Source organism: Hyphomicrobium nitrativorans NL23 (genome assembly GCF_000503895.1).
In the GTDB taxonomy this organism is placed as follows: domain Bacteria; phylum Pseudomonadota; class Alphaproteobacteria; order Rhizobiales; family Hyphomicrobiaceae; genus Hyphomicrobium_C; species Hyphomicrobium_C nitrativorans.
This window is the reverse complement of record NC_022997.1, coordinates 1726098-1741581: the sequence shown is the minus strand read 5'-3', so window position 1 is coordinate 1741581 and position 15484 is coordinate 1726098. Positions and strand designations below refer to the sequence as shown.

General features: G+C 63.6%; 15 protein-coding genes. 9 read left to right on the top strand and 6 right to left on the bottom strand.

Annotated elements, in window-relative coordinates:
* Position 1 precedes the first annotated feature (1 nt).
* The 3 genes from W911_RS08050 (at position 2) to W911_RS08040 (ending at position 3170) form a co-directional block, all read left to right on the top strand.
* Entirely contained in the window at positions 2-790 is a 789-nt protein-coding gene (locus tag W911_RS08050) for an inositol monophosphatase family protein (RefSeq protein WP_023787047.1), read from the top strand.
* Between the two features lie 116 nt (positions 791-906).
* The gene (locus W911_RS08045) at positions 907-2805 is read left to right on the top strand and encodes an inverse autotransporter beta-barrel domain-containing protein (protein WP_023787046.1); all 1899 of its coding nucleotides are present in this window, start codon (positions 907-909) and stop codon (positions 2803-2805) included.
* 65 nt (positions 2806-2870) lie between these two features.
* On the top strand, positions 2871-3170 hold the full coding sequence (locus tag W911_RS08040) for a hypothetical protein (RefSeq protein WP_023787045.1): 300 nt from the start codon (positions 2871-2873) through the stop codon (positions 3168-3170).
* Between the two features lie 17 nt (positions 3171-3187).
* Here W911_RS08040 and trpE read toward each other — a convergent pair whose 3' ends face one another.
* Together trpE and W911_RS08030 are read right to left on the bottom strand one after the other, a co-directional pair.
* Complete coding sequence (gene trpE, locus W911_RS08035; protein WP_023787044.1) at positions 3188-4741, bottom strand: anthranilate synthase component I; 1554 nt, start codon at positions 4739-4741, stop codon at positions 3188-3190.
* Positions 4742-4756: 15 nt separating this feature from the next.
* Positions 4757-6658 (bottom strand): peptidyl-prolyl cis-trans isomerase, encoded by a 1902-nt coding sequence (locus W911_RS08030; RefSeq protein WP_023787043.1) that lies wholly within the window; start codon positions 6656-6658, stop codon positions 4757-4759.
* Positions 6659-6913: 255 nt separating this feature from the next.
* Between W911_RS08030 and tpiA the strand changes: the two genes are divergently transcribed.
* From tpiA to W911_RS08005, 5 genes are all read left to right on the top strand, one after another.
* On the top strand, positions 6914-7678 hold the full coding sequence (tpiA, locus tag W911_RS08025) for a triose-phosphate isomerase (protein ID WP_023787042.1): 765 nt from the start codon (positions 6914-6916) through the stop codon (positions 7676-7678).
* Between the two features lie 116 nt (positions 7679-7794).
* Positions 7795-8214 (top strand): hypothetical protein, encoded by a 420-nt coding sequence (locus W911_RS08020; protein ID WP_023787041.1) that lies wholly within the window; start codon positions 7795-7797, stop codon positions 8212-8214.
* A 105-nt stretch (positions 8215-8319) separates the two neighbouring features.
* The gene (gene secG / locus W911_RS08015; protein WP_023787040.1) at positions 8320-8676 is read left to right on the top strand and encodes a preprotein translocase subunit SecG; all 357 of its coding nucleotides are present in this window, start codon (positions 8320-8322) and stop codon (positions 8674-8676) included.
* 153 nt (positions 8677-8829) lie between these two features.
* Entirely contained in the window at positions 8830-9318 is a 489-nt protein-coding gene (locus tag W911_RS08010) for a hypothetical protein (protein WP_023787039.1), read from the top strand.
* Positions 9319-9428: 110 nt separating this feature from the next.
* Positions 9429-11057, top strand: a complete 1629-nt coding sequence (locus tag W911_RS08005; RefSeq protein ID WP_023787038.1) for a CTP synthase — start codon at positions 9429-9431, stop codon at positions 11055-11057.
* Between the two features lie 4 nt (positions 11058-11061).
* Here W911_RS08005 and W911_RS08000 read toward each other — a convergent pair whose 3' ends face one another.
* Positions 11062-12030, bottom strand: coding sequence for a toll/interleukin-1 receptor domain-containing protein (locus W911_RS08000; protein ID WP_081717680.1), 969 nt, complete (start codon positions 12028-12030; stop codon positions 11062-11064).
* Between the two features lie 241 nt (positions 12031-12271).
* On the opposite strand from W911_RS08000, the gene W911_RS07995 reads away from it, so the two are divergent.
* Positions 12272-12772, top strand: coding sequence for a hypothetical protein (locus W911_RS07995; protein WP_023787036.1), 501 nt, complete (start codon positions 12272-12274; stop codon positions 12770-12772).
* On the opposite strand, the gene W911_RS07990 is transcribed toward W911_RS07995, so the two are convergent.
* From W911_RS07990 to W911_RS07980, 3 genes are all read right to left on the bottom strand, one after another.
* The gene (locus tag W911_RS07990) at positions 12769-13275 is read right to left on the bottom strand and encodes a DUF2165 family protein (RefSeq protein ID WP_023787035.1); all 507 of its coding nucleotides are present in this window, start codon (positions 13273-13275) and stop codon (positions 12769-12771) included. The genes W911_RS07995 and W911_RS07990 overlap by 4 nt on opposite strands.
* A 121-nt stretch (positions 13276-13396) precedes the next feature.
* Positions 13397-14146, bottom strand: a complete 750-nt coding sequence (locus W911_RS07985; RefSeq protein ID WP_158412845.1) for an SGNH/GDSL hydrolase family protein — start codon at positions 14144-14146, stop codon at positions 13397-13399.
* Positions 14147-14178: 32 nt separating this feature from the next.
* Positions 14179-15321 carry an OpgC family protein gene (locus W911_RS07980; RefSeq protein ID WP_023787033.1) on the bottom strand — a complete coding sequence of 381 codons (1143 nt, stop codon included), beginning with the start codon at positions 15319-15321 and terminating at the stop codon, positions 14179-14181.
* Positions 15322-15484 lie beyond the last annotated feature (163 nt).

Sequence of the window (15484 nt, the reverse complement as noted above, 5' to 3'; positions counted from 1 at the left end):
TATGGCCGCTTCTGCCCTGATGAACGTGATGATGGCCGCCGCACGCAAGGCGGGCCGCTCGCTCGCGCGCGATTTCGGCGAGGTGGAGCAGCTTCAGGTCTCCGTGAAGGGACCGGGCAACTTCGTCTCCGCCGCCGACCATCGGGCCGAAGAGATCATCTTCAACGAGTTGTCCAAGGCCCGGCCGGGCTACAGCTTCCTGATGGAAGAGCGCGGCCTGATCGAAGGCGTCGACAAGACCCATCGCTGGATCGTCGACCCGCTCGACGGCACGACGAACTTCCTGCACGGCATTCCGCACTTCGCGATTTCGATAGGCCTTGAGCGCGAAGGCGTGCTCGTCGCAGGCCTCGTCTACAATCCCGCGACCGACGAGGTGTTCGCTGCCGAAAAGGGCAAGGGCGCGTTCCTGAACGATCGCCGCCGCCTGCGCGTCGCGGCACGCAAGTCGCTCGGCGACGCCGTCGTCGTGACCGGCATTCCCCATCGTGGACGCCCAGGTCATCCGCATTTCATCACCGAACTGCAGTCCGTCATGATGGAAGTCGCGGGCCTGCGCCGCTCGGGCTCGGCCGCCCTCGATCTCGCCTACGTCGCCGCCGGCCGCTACGACGGCTACTGGGAACGCGCGCTGAAGCCTTGGGATCTCGCAGCCGGAATCGTGCTCGTGCGCGAGGCGGGCGGCCTCGTCACCGACATCAACGGCGCCGACACCGCGCTTGAGAGCGGCAACATCCTGGCCGGCAACAGCGCCATCACCAAAGCGCTCCAGCCGCTGCTCGCGCGCTAGCTCCGGGAACATACGTCAGTAAGCGGTCTTTATTTTGCGCGTACCCGCATCTTCTGTAGGCTTCGTGATGATTCGCCGTGCGTGACGCACAACGAAGGCACGAGGGGACAAACGACATGCCGATCATTCCGGCCAAGCGCGTTGGTCGAGCGGCAGCCGCAGTCGTTGCCGCAACGTTGACGCTTACCCCTGCCGCCGCCCAGGATCTGTCCGACCCCAAATGGACACCGTGGCTCGAACTCGGCGGCTTCTACGGCTCGAACGACACCAGCCGCGGCGAAGCGGTTCTCTGGGTGCCTCTCGCACAAAGCCACAACTCCGTCCTGTTCGGCGAAGCGCGCGGCAAGCTGTTCGAGGACGACATGCGCGAAGGCAACTTCGCGTTCGGTTATCGCCAGATGCAGGCGAACGGCTGGAACGTCGGGTTCTGGGGCGGCTACGACATCCGCGAAAGCCAGTTCGGCAACGCCTTCCACCAGCTCGCGGGCGGCATCGAGGCCCTCTCCGACCGCTGGGATGTCCGCGCCAACGCCTATCTTCCGCTCAACGATAGCGAGACGTTGTCCTCTTTCACATCTCTTGCCTCGTTCCATGCAGTGGAGATCAACGGCCCCAACATCGGATTGGTCACGACAACCACCGTAACCAATACCGTGATCGACGAACTCGCGCTTCGCGGTTTCGATGCCGAGATCGGCGCCAAGATCTTCTCGACCCCGTTGGATCTTTCAGGCCCTAGCCACGAACTCCGCCTCTACGCGGGCGCGTTTCACTTCGACCATGCGGACCTGCCAAACTCCGTCACCGGCCCGCGCGTCCGCGCAGAGTGGCGGATGGACGACATCATCGACCAATGGGCCGGGTCGCGCCTGACGCTCGAAGCCGAATACTCCCACGACCAACTCCGCGACGACCGCGTGGAAGTCGGCGCACGCCTGCGGCTTCCGTTCGGCGACAGCGGCACGCGCGTCGCCTCCCGCTCGCTCACAGCGCAAGAGCGGCGCATGTCGGAAGGTCTGGAGCGCGACACCGACATCGTCACCAACACCGCGACAACCCAGACAACAACCGCCGGGACCGCCACCGAAGCCGTCGAGGACGCCAAAACCGGCGTGCGCTTCGACCGCGTCGCCACTGTCGACGGAACCGGCGATCTCACCACCACGTCGAGCGCTGCAGGCGGAAACTCCCTCATCATCGCGGACGGGAGCGCGGGTGACATCGTGGGCGCGCAAACGCTTCAAGGCGATCAGACGCTCCAGGGCGGCGGCGCGACCATCCAGGTGCGCGGCGTAACGTCCGGCATCGTCGTGGACTTCACGGCGCCAGGCGCGCGTCCGACGCTTGCCAGAGGCGCCCGTGACGAAATCTTGAGGATTTCGGCTTCGAACACGCACATCGCCGGTGTGGACCTGGTTGGCGACGGCACGGTCGTGCCATTCAGCAACAACGACGGCATCTACATTCACTCCGGCGCGACCAACGTGAAAATCGACGCCGTTACCATCACCAACGCTGGCGAGCATGGAATTTATCTAACAAGGCACGCATCAGCCGACATCTCGAACAGTCTGATCACCCAAACAGGGCGGCAAGCCGTATATGGCGTCGGAAACAACACCTTCACTGTGTCGAACACGAACATCGTCGACGCCAGCGGCGGCATCCGTATTGGCGAGCAAAGCGATGTGACTGTGAGCGACGTCGAATTGCGAAATGCTCCATGGGACGGCCTGACTATTTTCAGGGAAAGCACCGTGCGCGTTTCTCGCATGAGTTTTGAGAACGGCGGTCACGGAATCTTCATCGATGACCAAGGTGTCGATTTCAGCCTAACGGACTCGGCTCTAAGGGGCACATTCACCTTTGCGGGAATCCGGAACATGGGGACGAACGTCACGTTCAGCGGAACCGGCAACACGGTCGACGCTGGCGCCACGTTCGGTCTGGGGTTCTGCCACCTCGTGGTGCCTGTAACGGGCACGGTGGTGTTCGATACCGGCAATTGCCCGTAACCCCACCGGAAACCCGCGAGACGGTGGCGCGTTTCCAACTCACCACGTCATGAGGTGAGAACGCCATGGCCAATCCGGCAAAAATTCTCGTCCTGCGCACAGGAGCGGACGATCCCTTCAAATTCCTGGTCGAGGTGCGCGATCCCGACGGCAAAAGCCACCATGACGTGACGCTTCGGCACGAGACCTACCGCCGTCTGAGCGGCGAAAAATTCGCACCCGAGACGTGCGTCGAGGCCGCGTTCCTCTTCCTGCTGGACCGCGAGCCGAAAGGCTCGATCTTGTCGAAATTCCAGATCGAGCAGATATCAGACTATTTTCCTGAGTTCGAGCAAGCCATGCCCGGATACTTCCCGACCGTTTGAACGCCAGACGGCGCGCCTCAGCGCTTCGCCTTGCCGCCGCCCTTCGCCGCGAACCGCACCGCCTCCTCGGCCGCGCGCACAACGGCCATGGATTTGTTGATGCACTCCTGCTGCTCTTTTTCCGGCACGCTATCATAGACGATGCCCGCGCCCGCCTGCACGTGCAGCATCCCATCCTTGACCAGCCCCGTGCGCAGCACGATGCACGTGTCCATCTCGCCGTCCGCCGTGAAGTAGCCGACGCAGCCCGCGTAAGGTCCGCGCTTCGACTTCTCCAGTTCGTCGATGATCTCCATCGATCGCACCTTCGGCGCGCCCGACACGGTGCCCGCCGGAAACCCCGCCATCAGCGCATCGATGGCGTCGTGCTTCTTCGAGAGCTTGCCGATCACGTTCGAGACGATGTGCATCACGTGGCTGTAGCGCTCGATGACGAACTGCGCCGTCACGTCCACCGTGCCGACCTCCGCCACGCGCCCGACGTCGTTGCGCCCGAGATCGAGCAACATCAGGTGTTCGCTGCGCTCCTTCGGATCGCGGATCAGCGCATCGGCAAACGCTTTGTCTTCCGCCTCCGTCGCACCGCGCGGCGCCGTGCCCGCAATCGGCCGGATCGTCACCTCGCCGTCGCGCAAGCGCACGAGGATCTCGGGACTCGACCCGACGAGCGCGAAGCCTCCGAGATCGAGGTGAAACAGAAACGGCGACGGGTTCGTGCGCCGAAGCGCGCGATAGAGAGCAAACGACGGCAACGCGAACGGCATCGAGAACCGCTGCGACAGCACCACCTGGAAGATGTCGCCCGCGCGGATGTACTCCTTCGCCTTCTCCACCATGCTCTTGTAGGCGCGCGGCGTCGTATTCGAACGCGGCGCAGGCTGCACGAGCTTCTTCGCAGACAAAACCCCGCCATGCGGCAACGGCGCGTCGAGCGCGGCAACGGCGGTCTTCAGCCGCTTCAGCGCCGCCTTGTACGCTTTCTCTGCACTCGTCTTGCCGTCGGGCCGCACGGGCGTGACGAGGCTGATCTCATCCTTCACGGAATCGAAGATCACGATCACGGTCGGGCGCATCAGGATGGCATCCGGCACGCCAAGCTCGTCGGGCTGGTCTGCCGGAAGCGTCTCGATCAGCCGCACCGTGTCGTAGCCCATATAGCCGAACACGCCCGCCGCCATCGGCGGAAGCTCCTCCGGCAGATCGAGCCGCGAGTCCTTGAGGAGTGCGCGCAGAGACTCGAGCGTGGGCCGCCCATCGGCACGGAACGCGTCCGGCTTTTTCTGCGGCGAGAGGTTGATCTCCGCCTCATTGCCGTTCGCGCGCCAGACGAGATCCGGTAGAAGCCCGATCACCGAATAGCGCCCGCGCGAGGCGCCGCCCTCGACGGATTCGAGCAGAAACGAGAAACGCCGCTCGCTCGCGAGCTTGAGATAGACGGAGACCGGCGTTTCGAGGTCGGCGACGAGGCGTGTCCAAACCACCTGCACCGTGCCGGCCTCATAGCGCCGGGCGAACGAGTCGAAGGATGGCAACGCCGAGAGGCCGTGGGCTCTCTCAGAAAGCGTGCTCAAGAGACCGCACTCCCTTTACTGGTCGGTCTCGCTCGCGCCGGTCGCGCGCGCAAGCTCCGTCTCGTTGATCGAAACGCTGAGATCGGACCGGAGAGCCGAGATGTAAGCGAGGACATCGTCGTTCGCGAGATCGCGCGCCAACTCCGCGGTGATCCTGTTCGTTTCTTCCTCGGTGGGCGCCGCTGCCGGCGTGATCTCCCGCACCTGGAACACGACCCGGCTCTCTCGATCGCTGCTCTCGGAAAATCCTGCGCCGCCCTTGGCCAGCGAGAACGCAAGCCGCACGGCATCCGTCGTCAGCCCGGGCGGCGAATGGTTCCGCTTGACCGCTTCCGCATGCTCGGCGTTGCCGCCCGCATCTGCCGCAACCTTGGCGAACGCCTCGCCCGCTTTCAGCCTGTCGACGAGTTTGCCGGCCAGTTCGTCGAGCAGACGGCGCTTCTCGGCGGCGATGTGCGCCGTCTTGACGTCGTCGCGCACCTCGTCGAACGGCCGCTGCTTGCGGTCCGTCACGGAAAGCACGTCGTACCAGGCAAAGGCGCCGCCCGGCATCTCCACCGGCTCGGTATCCATACCCGGCGTCGCCGCAAACATCGCGCGCAACGCGGTCGCGGCGTCCGGAATGTCGATTGCGGGCTTGCCATCGGCGTTCAGGTTGTCGGCGGTGACGGCGTCGGCTGCGATATAGCGCAGCTTCAGTTCTTCGCCGATCTCCTCAAGCGTCTTGCCGGCATTGCGACCCTCTTCCACAAGATCGAAGTGCTCCTGGATCTTGCTCTGCGCCTGCTCGCCCGCCATCCGGTCGCGCGCTTGGTCCTTCACCTCGGCGAACGTGCTTTCCTTGCCCTCGGAGATTTCGTTCACGCGCACCAGCACGGTCGCAAAACGGCCTTCCACGGGCTCGGAGATGGCGTCGCGTTCGAGCTTGAAGGCCGCGTCCGCGATGATGGGATCGAGCATCTGGTCGCGCGAAAGCAGACCCAGGTTGATGTCGTTCTCGGTCGCGCCCTGCTCTTTGGCCACGTCGATGAAATTCTTCGTCCCAGCGACGAGCTCTTCGCGCGCCTTCGCAGCCGTCGCCTTGTCCGGGAAGGCAATCTGCTGGATGCGGCGGCGTTCGGGCCGGTCGTACGACGCCTTATGATCCTTGTAATAGGACTCGAGTTCGGCATCCGAGATCTCGATCCCGCCCTTGAGCTCGTTGGCCGAGAGCAGAAGCAGCGCCACGTTGCGATATTCGGGCGTCATGAATTCGGCCGCGCGCTGCTCGTACGTCGTCTTGAGCGCGGCTTCGTCCGGCTCCGCCACCGTCACCTTGCTGGGATCGACGCGGACGTGATCGAGCGTGCGCGTCTCCTCGCGCCACGCGTGCAGATCGTTGATCATCGGCTTCGGCACTGCGGTCGAGCCGAGCAGCACGTCAGAGATGATCCGGCGCAGCTCGTCGTCACGGCGAAGCGCGATGAAGCCCTGCTCGTTCAGCCCCATCTGGCGCAGCAGCGCGTCGAAGCCCTGCCGCGAGAAGCTGCCGTCCGGTCCGGCGAAATCGGGATCCGCCCGAACGCCTTCCACAATGACCTCGTCCGAAAGCGCAAGACCCAGCCGATCGGCATGAGTGCGCACGGCCGTCTGCGCGATGAGCGTGTCGAGCGCTTGGCGGTCGAGCCCAAGCATCAGGCCCTGCTCCGCGGTTAGCCGGCCACCGTCTTCGAGTTGCATGGAGCGCAGTTGGCTCTGGAACGCGCGCTGGAATTCCGGCACCGCAATTTCGGTCTCGCCGACTTTGGCGACGGAACCGCGTCCCGCTCCCTGGAACACATCGGCGACGTTCCAAAAAACGCCGAAACTGATGATGAGGACGGCGAACAGGATCTTGGCCGGCCAAGTCTGGGCGCCGCGTTGCAGGGCGTCGAGCATCGGAATTGATCTTCCTATCAGATACGGCACACGGGGAGAGCGCTCGGATTCGGGCTCCGCCGCCGCGGCTTGCAGAAAAGTCTCATCCCGTCCATGTGACGGGACGCACGGGCCTGATATGAAGCGCAGCACGGGCCCGATTGCAAGGCCGGGCTGCGGGCCGGGCTAAATGCCCGCCAGACCCCAGGGATATGGTCCCAGCGCGGGCTCGCAAGAGACCCGGCCGAGACCCCAGACGAGGAGCGAGCACGACGAATGACCGCCACCGCCAAACAGATTCGCCCCCTCATCGCCGGAAACTGGAAAATGAACGGGCTGAAATCAGCCCTCGCCGAGGCCACGGCGATCCGCGATGCGCTTACCACCGATCCCGGCGCGCCCGAGGTCATGATCTGCCCGCCCGCGACGCTGCTCGCCCCCTTGGCCGACCTGACACAGGGCTCCCCGCTCGCGGTCGGCGCACAGGATTGCCACGCCGCACCCTCAGGCGCCCACACCGGCGACATATCGGCCGAAATGCTCCGCGACACGGGCGCGACGGCCGTGATCGTCGGCCATTCCGAGCGCCGCGCCGACCACGGCGAGATCGACCGTATCGTCCTCGGCAAGGCCACAGCCGCCCACCGCGCCGGCCTCACCGCCATCGTCTGCATCGGCGAGACACGGGGCCAGCGCGAAGCGGGTCTCACGCTCGACGTCGTCGGCCGCCAACTCGCGGCTTCCCTTCCCGAGGGCGCGGGCGACACCAACACTGTCGTCGCCTACGAACCCGTCTGGGCCATCGGCACCGGCCTCACGCCAAGCAACGACGACGTCGCCGAGGTCCATGCCCTCATCCGCCGCGACCTCGAAGCACGCTTCGGCGCGGCAGGCAGCCGGATCCGCATCCTTTACGGCGGCTCGGTGAAACCGACCAACGCCCGTGAGTTGCTGGCGCTCCCGAATGTCAACGGCGCCCTCGTCGGCGGCGCGAGCCTGAAGGCAGCGGATTTCCTCGCCATCGTCCGCGCCACAGCCTGACGCCAGGAAAGCGTGACAAACCGTGACTAAGTAGTTCACCCCGTATTGCAGCCGAGCGGCGCTGGCGCGATGAAGGCATGAGAATGCGACGCACAGGGGCGGAGAAAGGGAGAGCAATGCGACTGTCGGCGCCCCGTCACGTCACGGCTCTCGTTACAGCCCTGCTGCTCGCGGCCGCCTCGGCCAGCGCCGCCCCGCTCGATCCGGCCGAATGCAAAACCCTGAAATCGGAGCACGAAACGCTGCTCGCAGGCGGCGCCAAGAGAGACATGGCCAAAGGCCCCGAATGGGCCAAAACCAATCTCAAGACCGACCGGCTTGACAAGATTGCCCGCCTCATCGCCGTGGAGGAGAAGCTCTCCTTCCGCTGCGGCCAAATGGTCACCGCCTCTCCCCAACTGAGAGAGCCGCCGCCCGAGGCCACCGCGAAAGCAAGTCCGGCAGGCAAGGGTTTCAGCCGGATTCCGCTCCCGATCAAGAAGAGCGAGGCCGCCCCGCGCCAGAATGCGAAGACCAAGAACGCGAAAAAGAAGTAGCCACACCCGCAATCTCCCTATCTAGCCCTCGCGCGCGAGGTGGTGTAGAAGCCCTCCCCAACTCCCCCCATTCGCCCCTAGCCGGGCCTGGAGCTTCTGAGCGTCATGACAACAGTTGTTCTCGTCATCCACATCATGGTTGCAGCCGCACTCGTGGCCGTCATCCTCTGGCAGCGTTCCGAAGGCGGCGCGCTCGGGATCGGCGGCGGTGGCGGCGGTGGCGGCGGCTTCCTCACCGGCCGTGGCACGGCCAACCTGCTCACGCGGACGACGGCGATCCTCGCGCTCTGCTTCTTCGTCACCAGCATCCTGCTGACCTTCATGTCCCAGCAGCGCGCCGGTCCCTCGGGCTCGGCCTTCGACAGACCGGCCGCGACCGCTCCCGCCGCCCCGTCGTCTGACGCGCCCGCCTCCGCGCCGGCTGAAGCCCCCCGTGGCGGCATCCTGGACCGCCTGCAGTAAGCAGCTTTTCGCGCACGAAATTCTGCGGAGTGGCCAGCACGCAACTGGCCACTCTCCTTGGCTGTTGCTAGCCTGTCGCAGGTTCACCGGGGGGCGCGACGGCACATGCAGCCATCATATTGGCGACGGAAGGCCCTGGCGCTTGCCCACGCGGTGAGCACCCTCCTCCTCGCAGCCTGCTCCGCCGGAAACGACGGCATCGGCGCCGTCGGCAGCCTCGGCCTGCCGGCCTCCGTCCCCTACCAGCACTCGAACGCCATCGCCCCCGCAGGCTTCCGGGAAAGCCAGCTCGCCCCGAACCAGTACCGCATCGAGGTCACAGGCTCGGCCAACGCCTCCCAAGCGCGCCTCGAAAAAATTGCCGCCACCCGCGCCGCCGAAATCGGGCGCGACAACCGTCTCCGCTATTTCAAGCTCGACAATCTCCAGCATACGACGCGCTGCACGCCCAAGCGCTCCACCTACCGCGGCGGCGGCCACGGCGAGTTGAACTACCGTGTGCTGACGGCCGACGTCGCCTACGCGCCGACGCCTCCCGACGCGACCTACCTCGAATCCCGCCGCGCCTTCGACCAGCTCCGCGCCGAGCTGGACCTGCCCGAAGCCCCGTCCGAAACCGCCCCCTTCGCCTGCCCTGGCTGAGCCCGCACGCCCCCATCTCCACCTTCCGTTCACCGAACCTGACGAAGCACGGTGGATGAGACAAGAAAACCACTTCGAATCGGAGCGCTTGCGCACTAGTGTTAAAGCCCATGCAACGGTACATCTTCATTACCGGCGGCGTGGTCTCCTCCCTTGGAAAAGGTCTCGCTTCCGCCGCCCTCGGCGCGCTCCTGCAGTCTCGCGGGTACAGCGTCCGTCTCCGCAAGCTCGACCCGTATCTAAACGTCGACCCGGGAACCATGAGCCCTTACCAGCACGGTGAGGTGTTCGTAACCGACGACGGCGCGGAGACGGACCTCGACCTAGGCCACTACGAGCGCTTCACCGGCGTCCCGGCGAAGAAGTCGGACAACATCACCACGGGCCGCATCTATCAGGACATCCTCGCGCGCGAGCGCCGCGGCGATTACCTGGGCGGCACCGTGCAGGTGATCCCGCACGTCACCGACGCCATCAAGGACTTCGTCCTCTCCGGCAATGACGGCATCGACTTCGTGCTCGTCGAGATCGGCGGCACGGTGGGCGACATCGAGGGCCTGCCCTTCTTCGAGGCCATCCGCCAGCTCGGCAACGAGCTGCCCCGCGGCGCATCGATCTTCATTCACCTTACGCTGCTGCCGTACATCCCGTCCGCGGGCGAACTCAAAACCAAGCCCACGCAGCACTCTGTGAAAGAGCTGCGCTCCATCGGCATCCAGCCCGACATCCTGCTCTGCCGCTCCGACCGCGAAGTGCCGAAGAGCGAGAGGAAGAAAATCGCGCTCTTCTGCAACGTGCGCGAGGAAGCCGTCATCCAGGCCCTCGACGCCGCCTCCATCTACGATGTGCCGCTCGCCTATCACCGCGAAGGCCTCGACAGCGAAGTGCTGGCCGCCTTCGGCATCACCGGCGCGCCGCAGCCCGATCTCACACGCTGGGAGAACATCTCGCGCAACATCGCCGCCCCCGAAGGCGAGGTGACGATCGCCATCGTCGGCAAGTACACCGGCCTCAAGGACGCGTACAAATCGCTGATCGAAGCGCTTCAGCACGGCGGCATCGCCAACCGCGTGAAGGTCAAGCTCGACTGGATCGAGAGCGAGGTGTTCGAGGGCGAAGACGCAGCCCCCTATCTCGAAGGCGTGCACGGCATCCTCGTGCCCGGCGGCTTCGGCGAGCGCGGCTCGGAAGGCAAAATCCTCGCCGCCAAGTTCGCGCGCGAACGCCACGTGCCCTACTTCGGCATTTGTTTCGGAATGCAGATGGCCACCCTCGAAGCGGCCCGCAACCTGTGCGGCATCGCGAACGCGGGCTCGACCGAGTTCGGCGCCAGCGACGAGCCCGTCGTCGGCCTCATGACGGAATGGATGCAGGGCAACGAGCTGGAGCAGCGCCGCCAGGGCGGCGACCTCGGCGGCACGATGCGCCTCGGCGCATTCCCGGCTGCCCTCTCGAACGGCAGCCGCATCTCGGAAATCTACGGCGCGACCGAAATCTCCGAACGCCACCGCCACCGCTACGAGGTGAACACCCAGTACCGCGAACGCCTCGAAGCCGCCGGCCTCAAGTTCGCCGGCACGTCGCCTGACGGCTTGCTGCCCGAAACGGTCGAATACCCGAACCACCCCTGGTTCATCGGCGTCCAGTTCCACCCGGAACTGAAATCGCGCCCCTTCGACCCGCACCCGCTATTCAAAAGCTTTATCGCAGCCGCGGTCGAGCAGAGCCGGTTGGTATAAACCATTACCACAACCATTCTACCACCAGACGACTGCCAACTGGCATTGGAGCAATCTCGACAGAAACATGTCTATCATCCACAAAAAGCTTATCACTCACATCCCGTTCTATACCCCGATGTATCAACGTCGCGACACATTTCAAAATACGCCTTTTGGCTGGCACAGTCATAGAAAAGACGCCGCGCCGAATCGTCTGAAGAGCATTCAAGCCAAAGAATTCTTTTGCCGATGAAAACGACCCTACACAATTGAACGCTACCTCAGCCTGAACGACGGAGCCAACAGCAGGGGCCTCATTGAATATCACCTCCAGAGCCTTGACAGATTGATCCCGTCCCAAATCAAACGCCGGAGGAACCGTGTGCTTGACGGAAAACACTCCGTCAAAAGTAGCGCGAGGGAATCGAACTCGGCTAAATTTCCTACTATTTATAATGATTTTCTTTCTTTCAGTAACGGTAGCTACATGGCCATAATCGTCATCAAATTGTATGGACGCCATGTCCTCCAAAACAATATACTCCTTGTCGTTCAGAATTGCATCAATCAGCCGTCTCCCCATTTCTTCAAACCCTTCCTGCTCCCAGCGAACGCCTGAGAAGTCGGCTATCACTCGATCCCTTACAGCCCCGACAATGGCAGCATTGGCGTGCTCCCAGTCGCTAAAAACGTAATCGTCTAATGTAATCGGCATTAGAATAGTAGAAGCCCCCTCTCGCGCCTCCCTGGCAAGAGAAAGATCTATCTCGTTAAGAACGCCGGGTCGCCCAAGCGAGGTTTTGGAGCAAACACATACAACCTTATCTGCCTCCTCAATTCCGTTGCGCATGACACGATACAATCGGTCCCCAGGCTGGGCCGATTTAGGAAAAAAGAAGGTATCAATATTATTTCCGCGCAGAAACTCATCAAGAGCCGCAGCAAATTTCTCATCCGGACCGCCATACGATATAAATACTGCGAAGCTCATGATCTAACCCCTAATTGCGTTCAGTATTTCCTGTAAAATCCAACACTCCGCGTATCCTTCGCAAGTATCCTATTTGGCACGCAGCACGGCTAACGCGCACGCCAACGTAGAGCACACCATCACTCCGCACACTCGCCAGAATGTAAACGCACGAGGTCTTGGAAATGGTCCGACCGCTCTGCGGCACAAGTGCGCGCGAAGTCGGTTACTCTCGGACCGTCAAAGCGTCGGAGGCAGTCCCATGAAGACCACGCCTGCACTCGCACTCATCGCCGCACTGCTTACGTGGGCCAGCCCCGCCGCAGCGGAGGAGCGCACGATGTGCCTCGCCGCGTGTGAGGAAACCACCCAGACCTGCCTCGATACCGTCTACGACGCCTACGACGCCTGCGGGCCCGCCGCGAACGAGAGCTGCGACCGCGCGGCCCCCGCCGAAAAAATGAAATGCCTCTCGACCGCGCTGCAGGCGTGCTCGCGAACCCGCGTGTCGGAGACGCAGTCCTGCCGCGCAACGCTGAAAAGCTGCGCCGCCTCCTGCGGCCCGCGCGACGCCGGCCAGTACGAGTTCTGGTGCGAACTCGAAGCGGACATGCCGACCGAAGACGTCCACATCCGTATGAATTCGTTTTGCGTCGGCCCGCCGGGCGTATCGCCCGGTGAGCAGCACGACCACTGCGTGAAACTGTTCACGCCGACGGATCCGGCCATGGGCTACGCGCTCGATTGCAGCCCGCTGCTTTAGGGACGAACTGACGCCGCATCGTCGTCCCGCATCGCGACGAAGATCAGCACGAGCGCGAAGCACGCGGCGAAGCGAAACGCGGCCGCCTGCGCATTCCAGGTCTGGGATTGCCACATCTTGAACCACTCGCCGCCGATGACGAGGAAACCGAGGAAATAAAGCAGAAACCCCAGCGTCAGCCCGGCGATCGCGAGCCCCTTCGCAGCGTCGAACACCTGCGCATCGCCTCCGCGCGCAGAGAACATCCGCCACGCGCCGACAACGCACAAAATGCCCGCGCCGATCTCAGCCGCGATAATCAGCCAATAGGCGAGATGATGCAGCCATGGCGCGGTGATCGCCCGCCAGCGCAACGTCGAATCCGGAAACGTTGTGTCCATCGACAGCACATGCTGCACGAACACGAGGTTCGCCTGGTAGTCGATGATGTTGTCGATGCCGACCAGCAGCGCGAATACGCCAGCGGAAAACGTCAGCAGAGCCTTGGAAAGGCGAAGCGTCATGAGAGGACAAGCTCATCCATCGCGCACGAGAGGGGCGAAGCCCCGCCCCTGTTGCACGCGATTCGGCCCATCCGTGCAAGACGCCAAGGGCGAGGGCCCACAAAGAGCCCGCCCCCGCCGCTCACATCTGCGCTTCGTCCTTGGTGTTCACGGCGTCCTGAAGCTTCGGCGCCGGGACCGCCACCGCCTGAGCTGCCGACCTCAGCGAGCGCGCCAGCAAATGCCCGAGGCATCCGTAGGAGGTATCGTTGAGATGGAACTGATCCGGCGCGAGCAGCGTCGCCGCCGTGAACTGCGCGCTCTCGATCAGGTGCTGCATGATCCGGTAGCGCTGCACGACGGGCACATTCGCTTCTTTCGCAACCTCACGCACGGCCGCGAGATAAGCCGGGCCGTTCTCGATGCGCTGGAAGCGGGGGTAATACTGCTGGTCGATCAAAGCCACATCCGCACCCGCCCCGCGCATCTTCGCGATGCCTTCGCGCAGCTCTGTCTTGAAGCGGTCGAGCGGCACGCCGCGCACGGCGTCGTTCACGCCCGTCTGCCACATCACGAGCTGCGGCCGATGCTTCAGCACGTCATGATCGATGCGCGCCAGCATATGCCGCGCGAGCTGTCCGCCAACGCCCGCGTTGATCACGTGGACATCGTTCTCGGGCCAGACCGCGCGCAGCTCTCTTTCGAGTCGCGCGGGGTACGTCCGGTCGCGGCTGCTCGCGCCCGTGCCCGACGTGCTGGACGATCCCAGCGCGACGATGCGAACCGGCTGCTCGGCGAGAACGGCGCGGGAAAGCTTGGGCAGCGGCGCCTGAAGCTTCAACAGATCGGCGGGAACCGTGCACCCATCCTGCGCAACCACAGGACCGGACAAGCCGAGCCCCGCGGTCGCGGCGACAACGAGCGCTACGAAGCGAGCGCTTGTACGGGAGTGGCCTGCGCGAGTGCGCGGCGGTCTTCCTTGCGTCGTGACAACTGCCATGCGGTCATACTCATGATCGCGATGCCAGCGACATTGATTGCCGCCACCATCAATTGACTGGACCCTAGCTCGGCAAGGGCTATCCAGCCTAAAAATGACAGAAGTGTGCCTAACGAGAATATTTCGAGCGAGTGCTTTCCACAGAGACTCACGGCGTTGGCCCACGATTGTTTCAGCCATGTTGCATTCTTAGGCACAATCGCCGCAACGACGTAAGCGAGCGCGAGAACGTGCAGGAGCCGCCACAGCGACAAATCGCTTTTGCTCATCGCACCCATAAGATCGCGCGGCAGCAAGCGCTCGCTCGGCAGCCAAGATATTGCCACCCATGGCGCTGCCACCAGAAATGCGAAGACGACGAAGGCACCGGCGGGAATGAGGATTTCGGGGCGCGGAGCGGACGGCGCGCGTCGCGCGACCATGGCCGCCGCCGCGCCGACAGTGAACAAGAGCTGCCAGGCAAACGGATTGAAGAACCATCCGGTCGCCATCTGAAAACTCGGCAGGTTGAGGCCCGTCACATTCGTGGCGAGCCAGATGGAGAACGCGACCGTCAGCGCCAACGGAATGCTCCGGCGCAGCATCGCGATGATCGCGGGCAGCCACAGCATAAGCAGGACGTACATCGGCAGGATGTTCATCATGTTGGGCTGGTAATAGAGCCCGAAAGCCGAAAGCAGCGTGGTAACGGGATCCGTCGCAAGATGTCCCACCACGATGTTGTTGACGTAGGATGGCTTGCCGAACGCCCGCGCAGCGAGAAACAGGAGCAACGACGCGATGAGAAACACGCCGATGTGCCAGACATAAATCTCCCGCGCCCGACGCGTCGCACGCTCGGCCACCGCACGGAATCCGCCACGCTCCTCCAGAGAAAGATAGGCGAGCCCCGCAGAGAATCCGGCGAGCAGCACGAACACCTCGCTCGCATCCGCAAAGCCGAAATTCTTCAGCGTCCCCTTTGCCCAGCTGTTATCGGGAACGTGATCGATGAAAATGAAGATGAGCGCGAGCCCACGGAAAAAATCGATCCGCAGATCACGCTCTTTCGGATGGCTTGGACGCATGGCGGAGGACCGTGTTGTTTCCAGGAACTCGGCACAAAAATTCTGATGGCGTACAGGACGGCAGCCCTGCACACCTCATAAACACCTAAGCGGTTGATTGGTTTCAGATCGACGCGGGCATTTACGATACGACGCACGCTCCCTCACCCCTGAGAGTTCGCAC

Bases quoted from the DNA above. Each gene is read 5' to 3' on its own strand.
- W911_RS08045 (WP_023787046.1), top strand. From the start codon at position 907: ATGCCGATCATTCCGGCCAAGCGCGTTGGTCGAGCGGCAGCCGCAGTC.
- W911_RS07980 (WP_023787033.1), bottom strand. From the start codon at position 15,321: ATGCGTCCAAGCCATCCGAAAGAGCGTGATCTGCGGATCGATTTTTTC.
- tpiA (WP_023787042.1), top strand. From the start codon at position 6,914: ATGACCGCCACCGCCAAACAGATTCGCCCCCTCATCGCCGGAAACTGG.
- W911_RS08040 (WP_023787045.1), top strand. From the start codon at position 2,871: ATGGCCAATCCGGCAAAAATTCTCGTCCTGCGCACAGGAGCGGACGAT.
- W911_RS07995 (WP_023787036.1), top strand. From the start codon at position 12,272: ATGAAGACCACGCCTGCACTCGCACTCATCGCCGCACTGCTTACGTGG.
- W911_RS08005 (WP_023787038.1), top strand. From the start codon at position 9,429: ATGCAACGGTACATCTTCATTACCGGCGGCGTGGTCTCCTCCCTTGGA.
- W911_RS08000 (WP_081717680.1), bottom strand. From the start codon at position 12,030: ATGAGCTTCGCAGTATTTATATCGTATGGCGGTCCGGATGAGAAATTT.
- W911_RS08030 (WP_023787043.1), bottom strand. From the start codon at position 6,658: ATGCTCGACGCCCTGCAACGCGGCGCCCAGACTTGGCCGGCCAAGATC.
- W911_RS07990 (WP_023787035.1), bottom strand. From the start codon at position 13,275: ATGACGCTTCGCCTTTCCAAGGCTCTGCTGACGTTTTCCGCTGGCGTA.
- W911_RS08050 (WP_023787047.1), top strand. From the start codon at position 2: ATGGCCGCTTCTGCCCTGATGAACGTGATGATGGCCGCCGCACGCAAG.
- W911_RS08020 (WP_023787041.1), top strand. From the start codon at position 7,795: ATGCGACTGTCGGCGCCCCGTCACGTCACGGCTCTCGTTACAGCCCTG.
- secG (WP_023787040.1), top strand. From the start codon at position 8,320: ATGACAACAGTTGTTCTCGTCATCCACATCATGGTTGCAGCCGCACTC.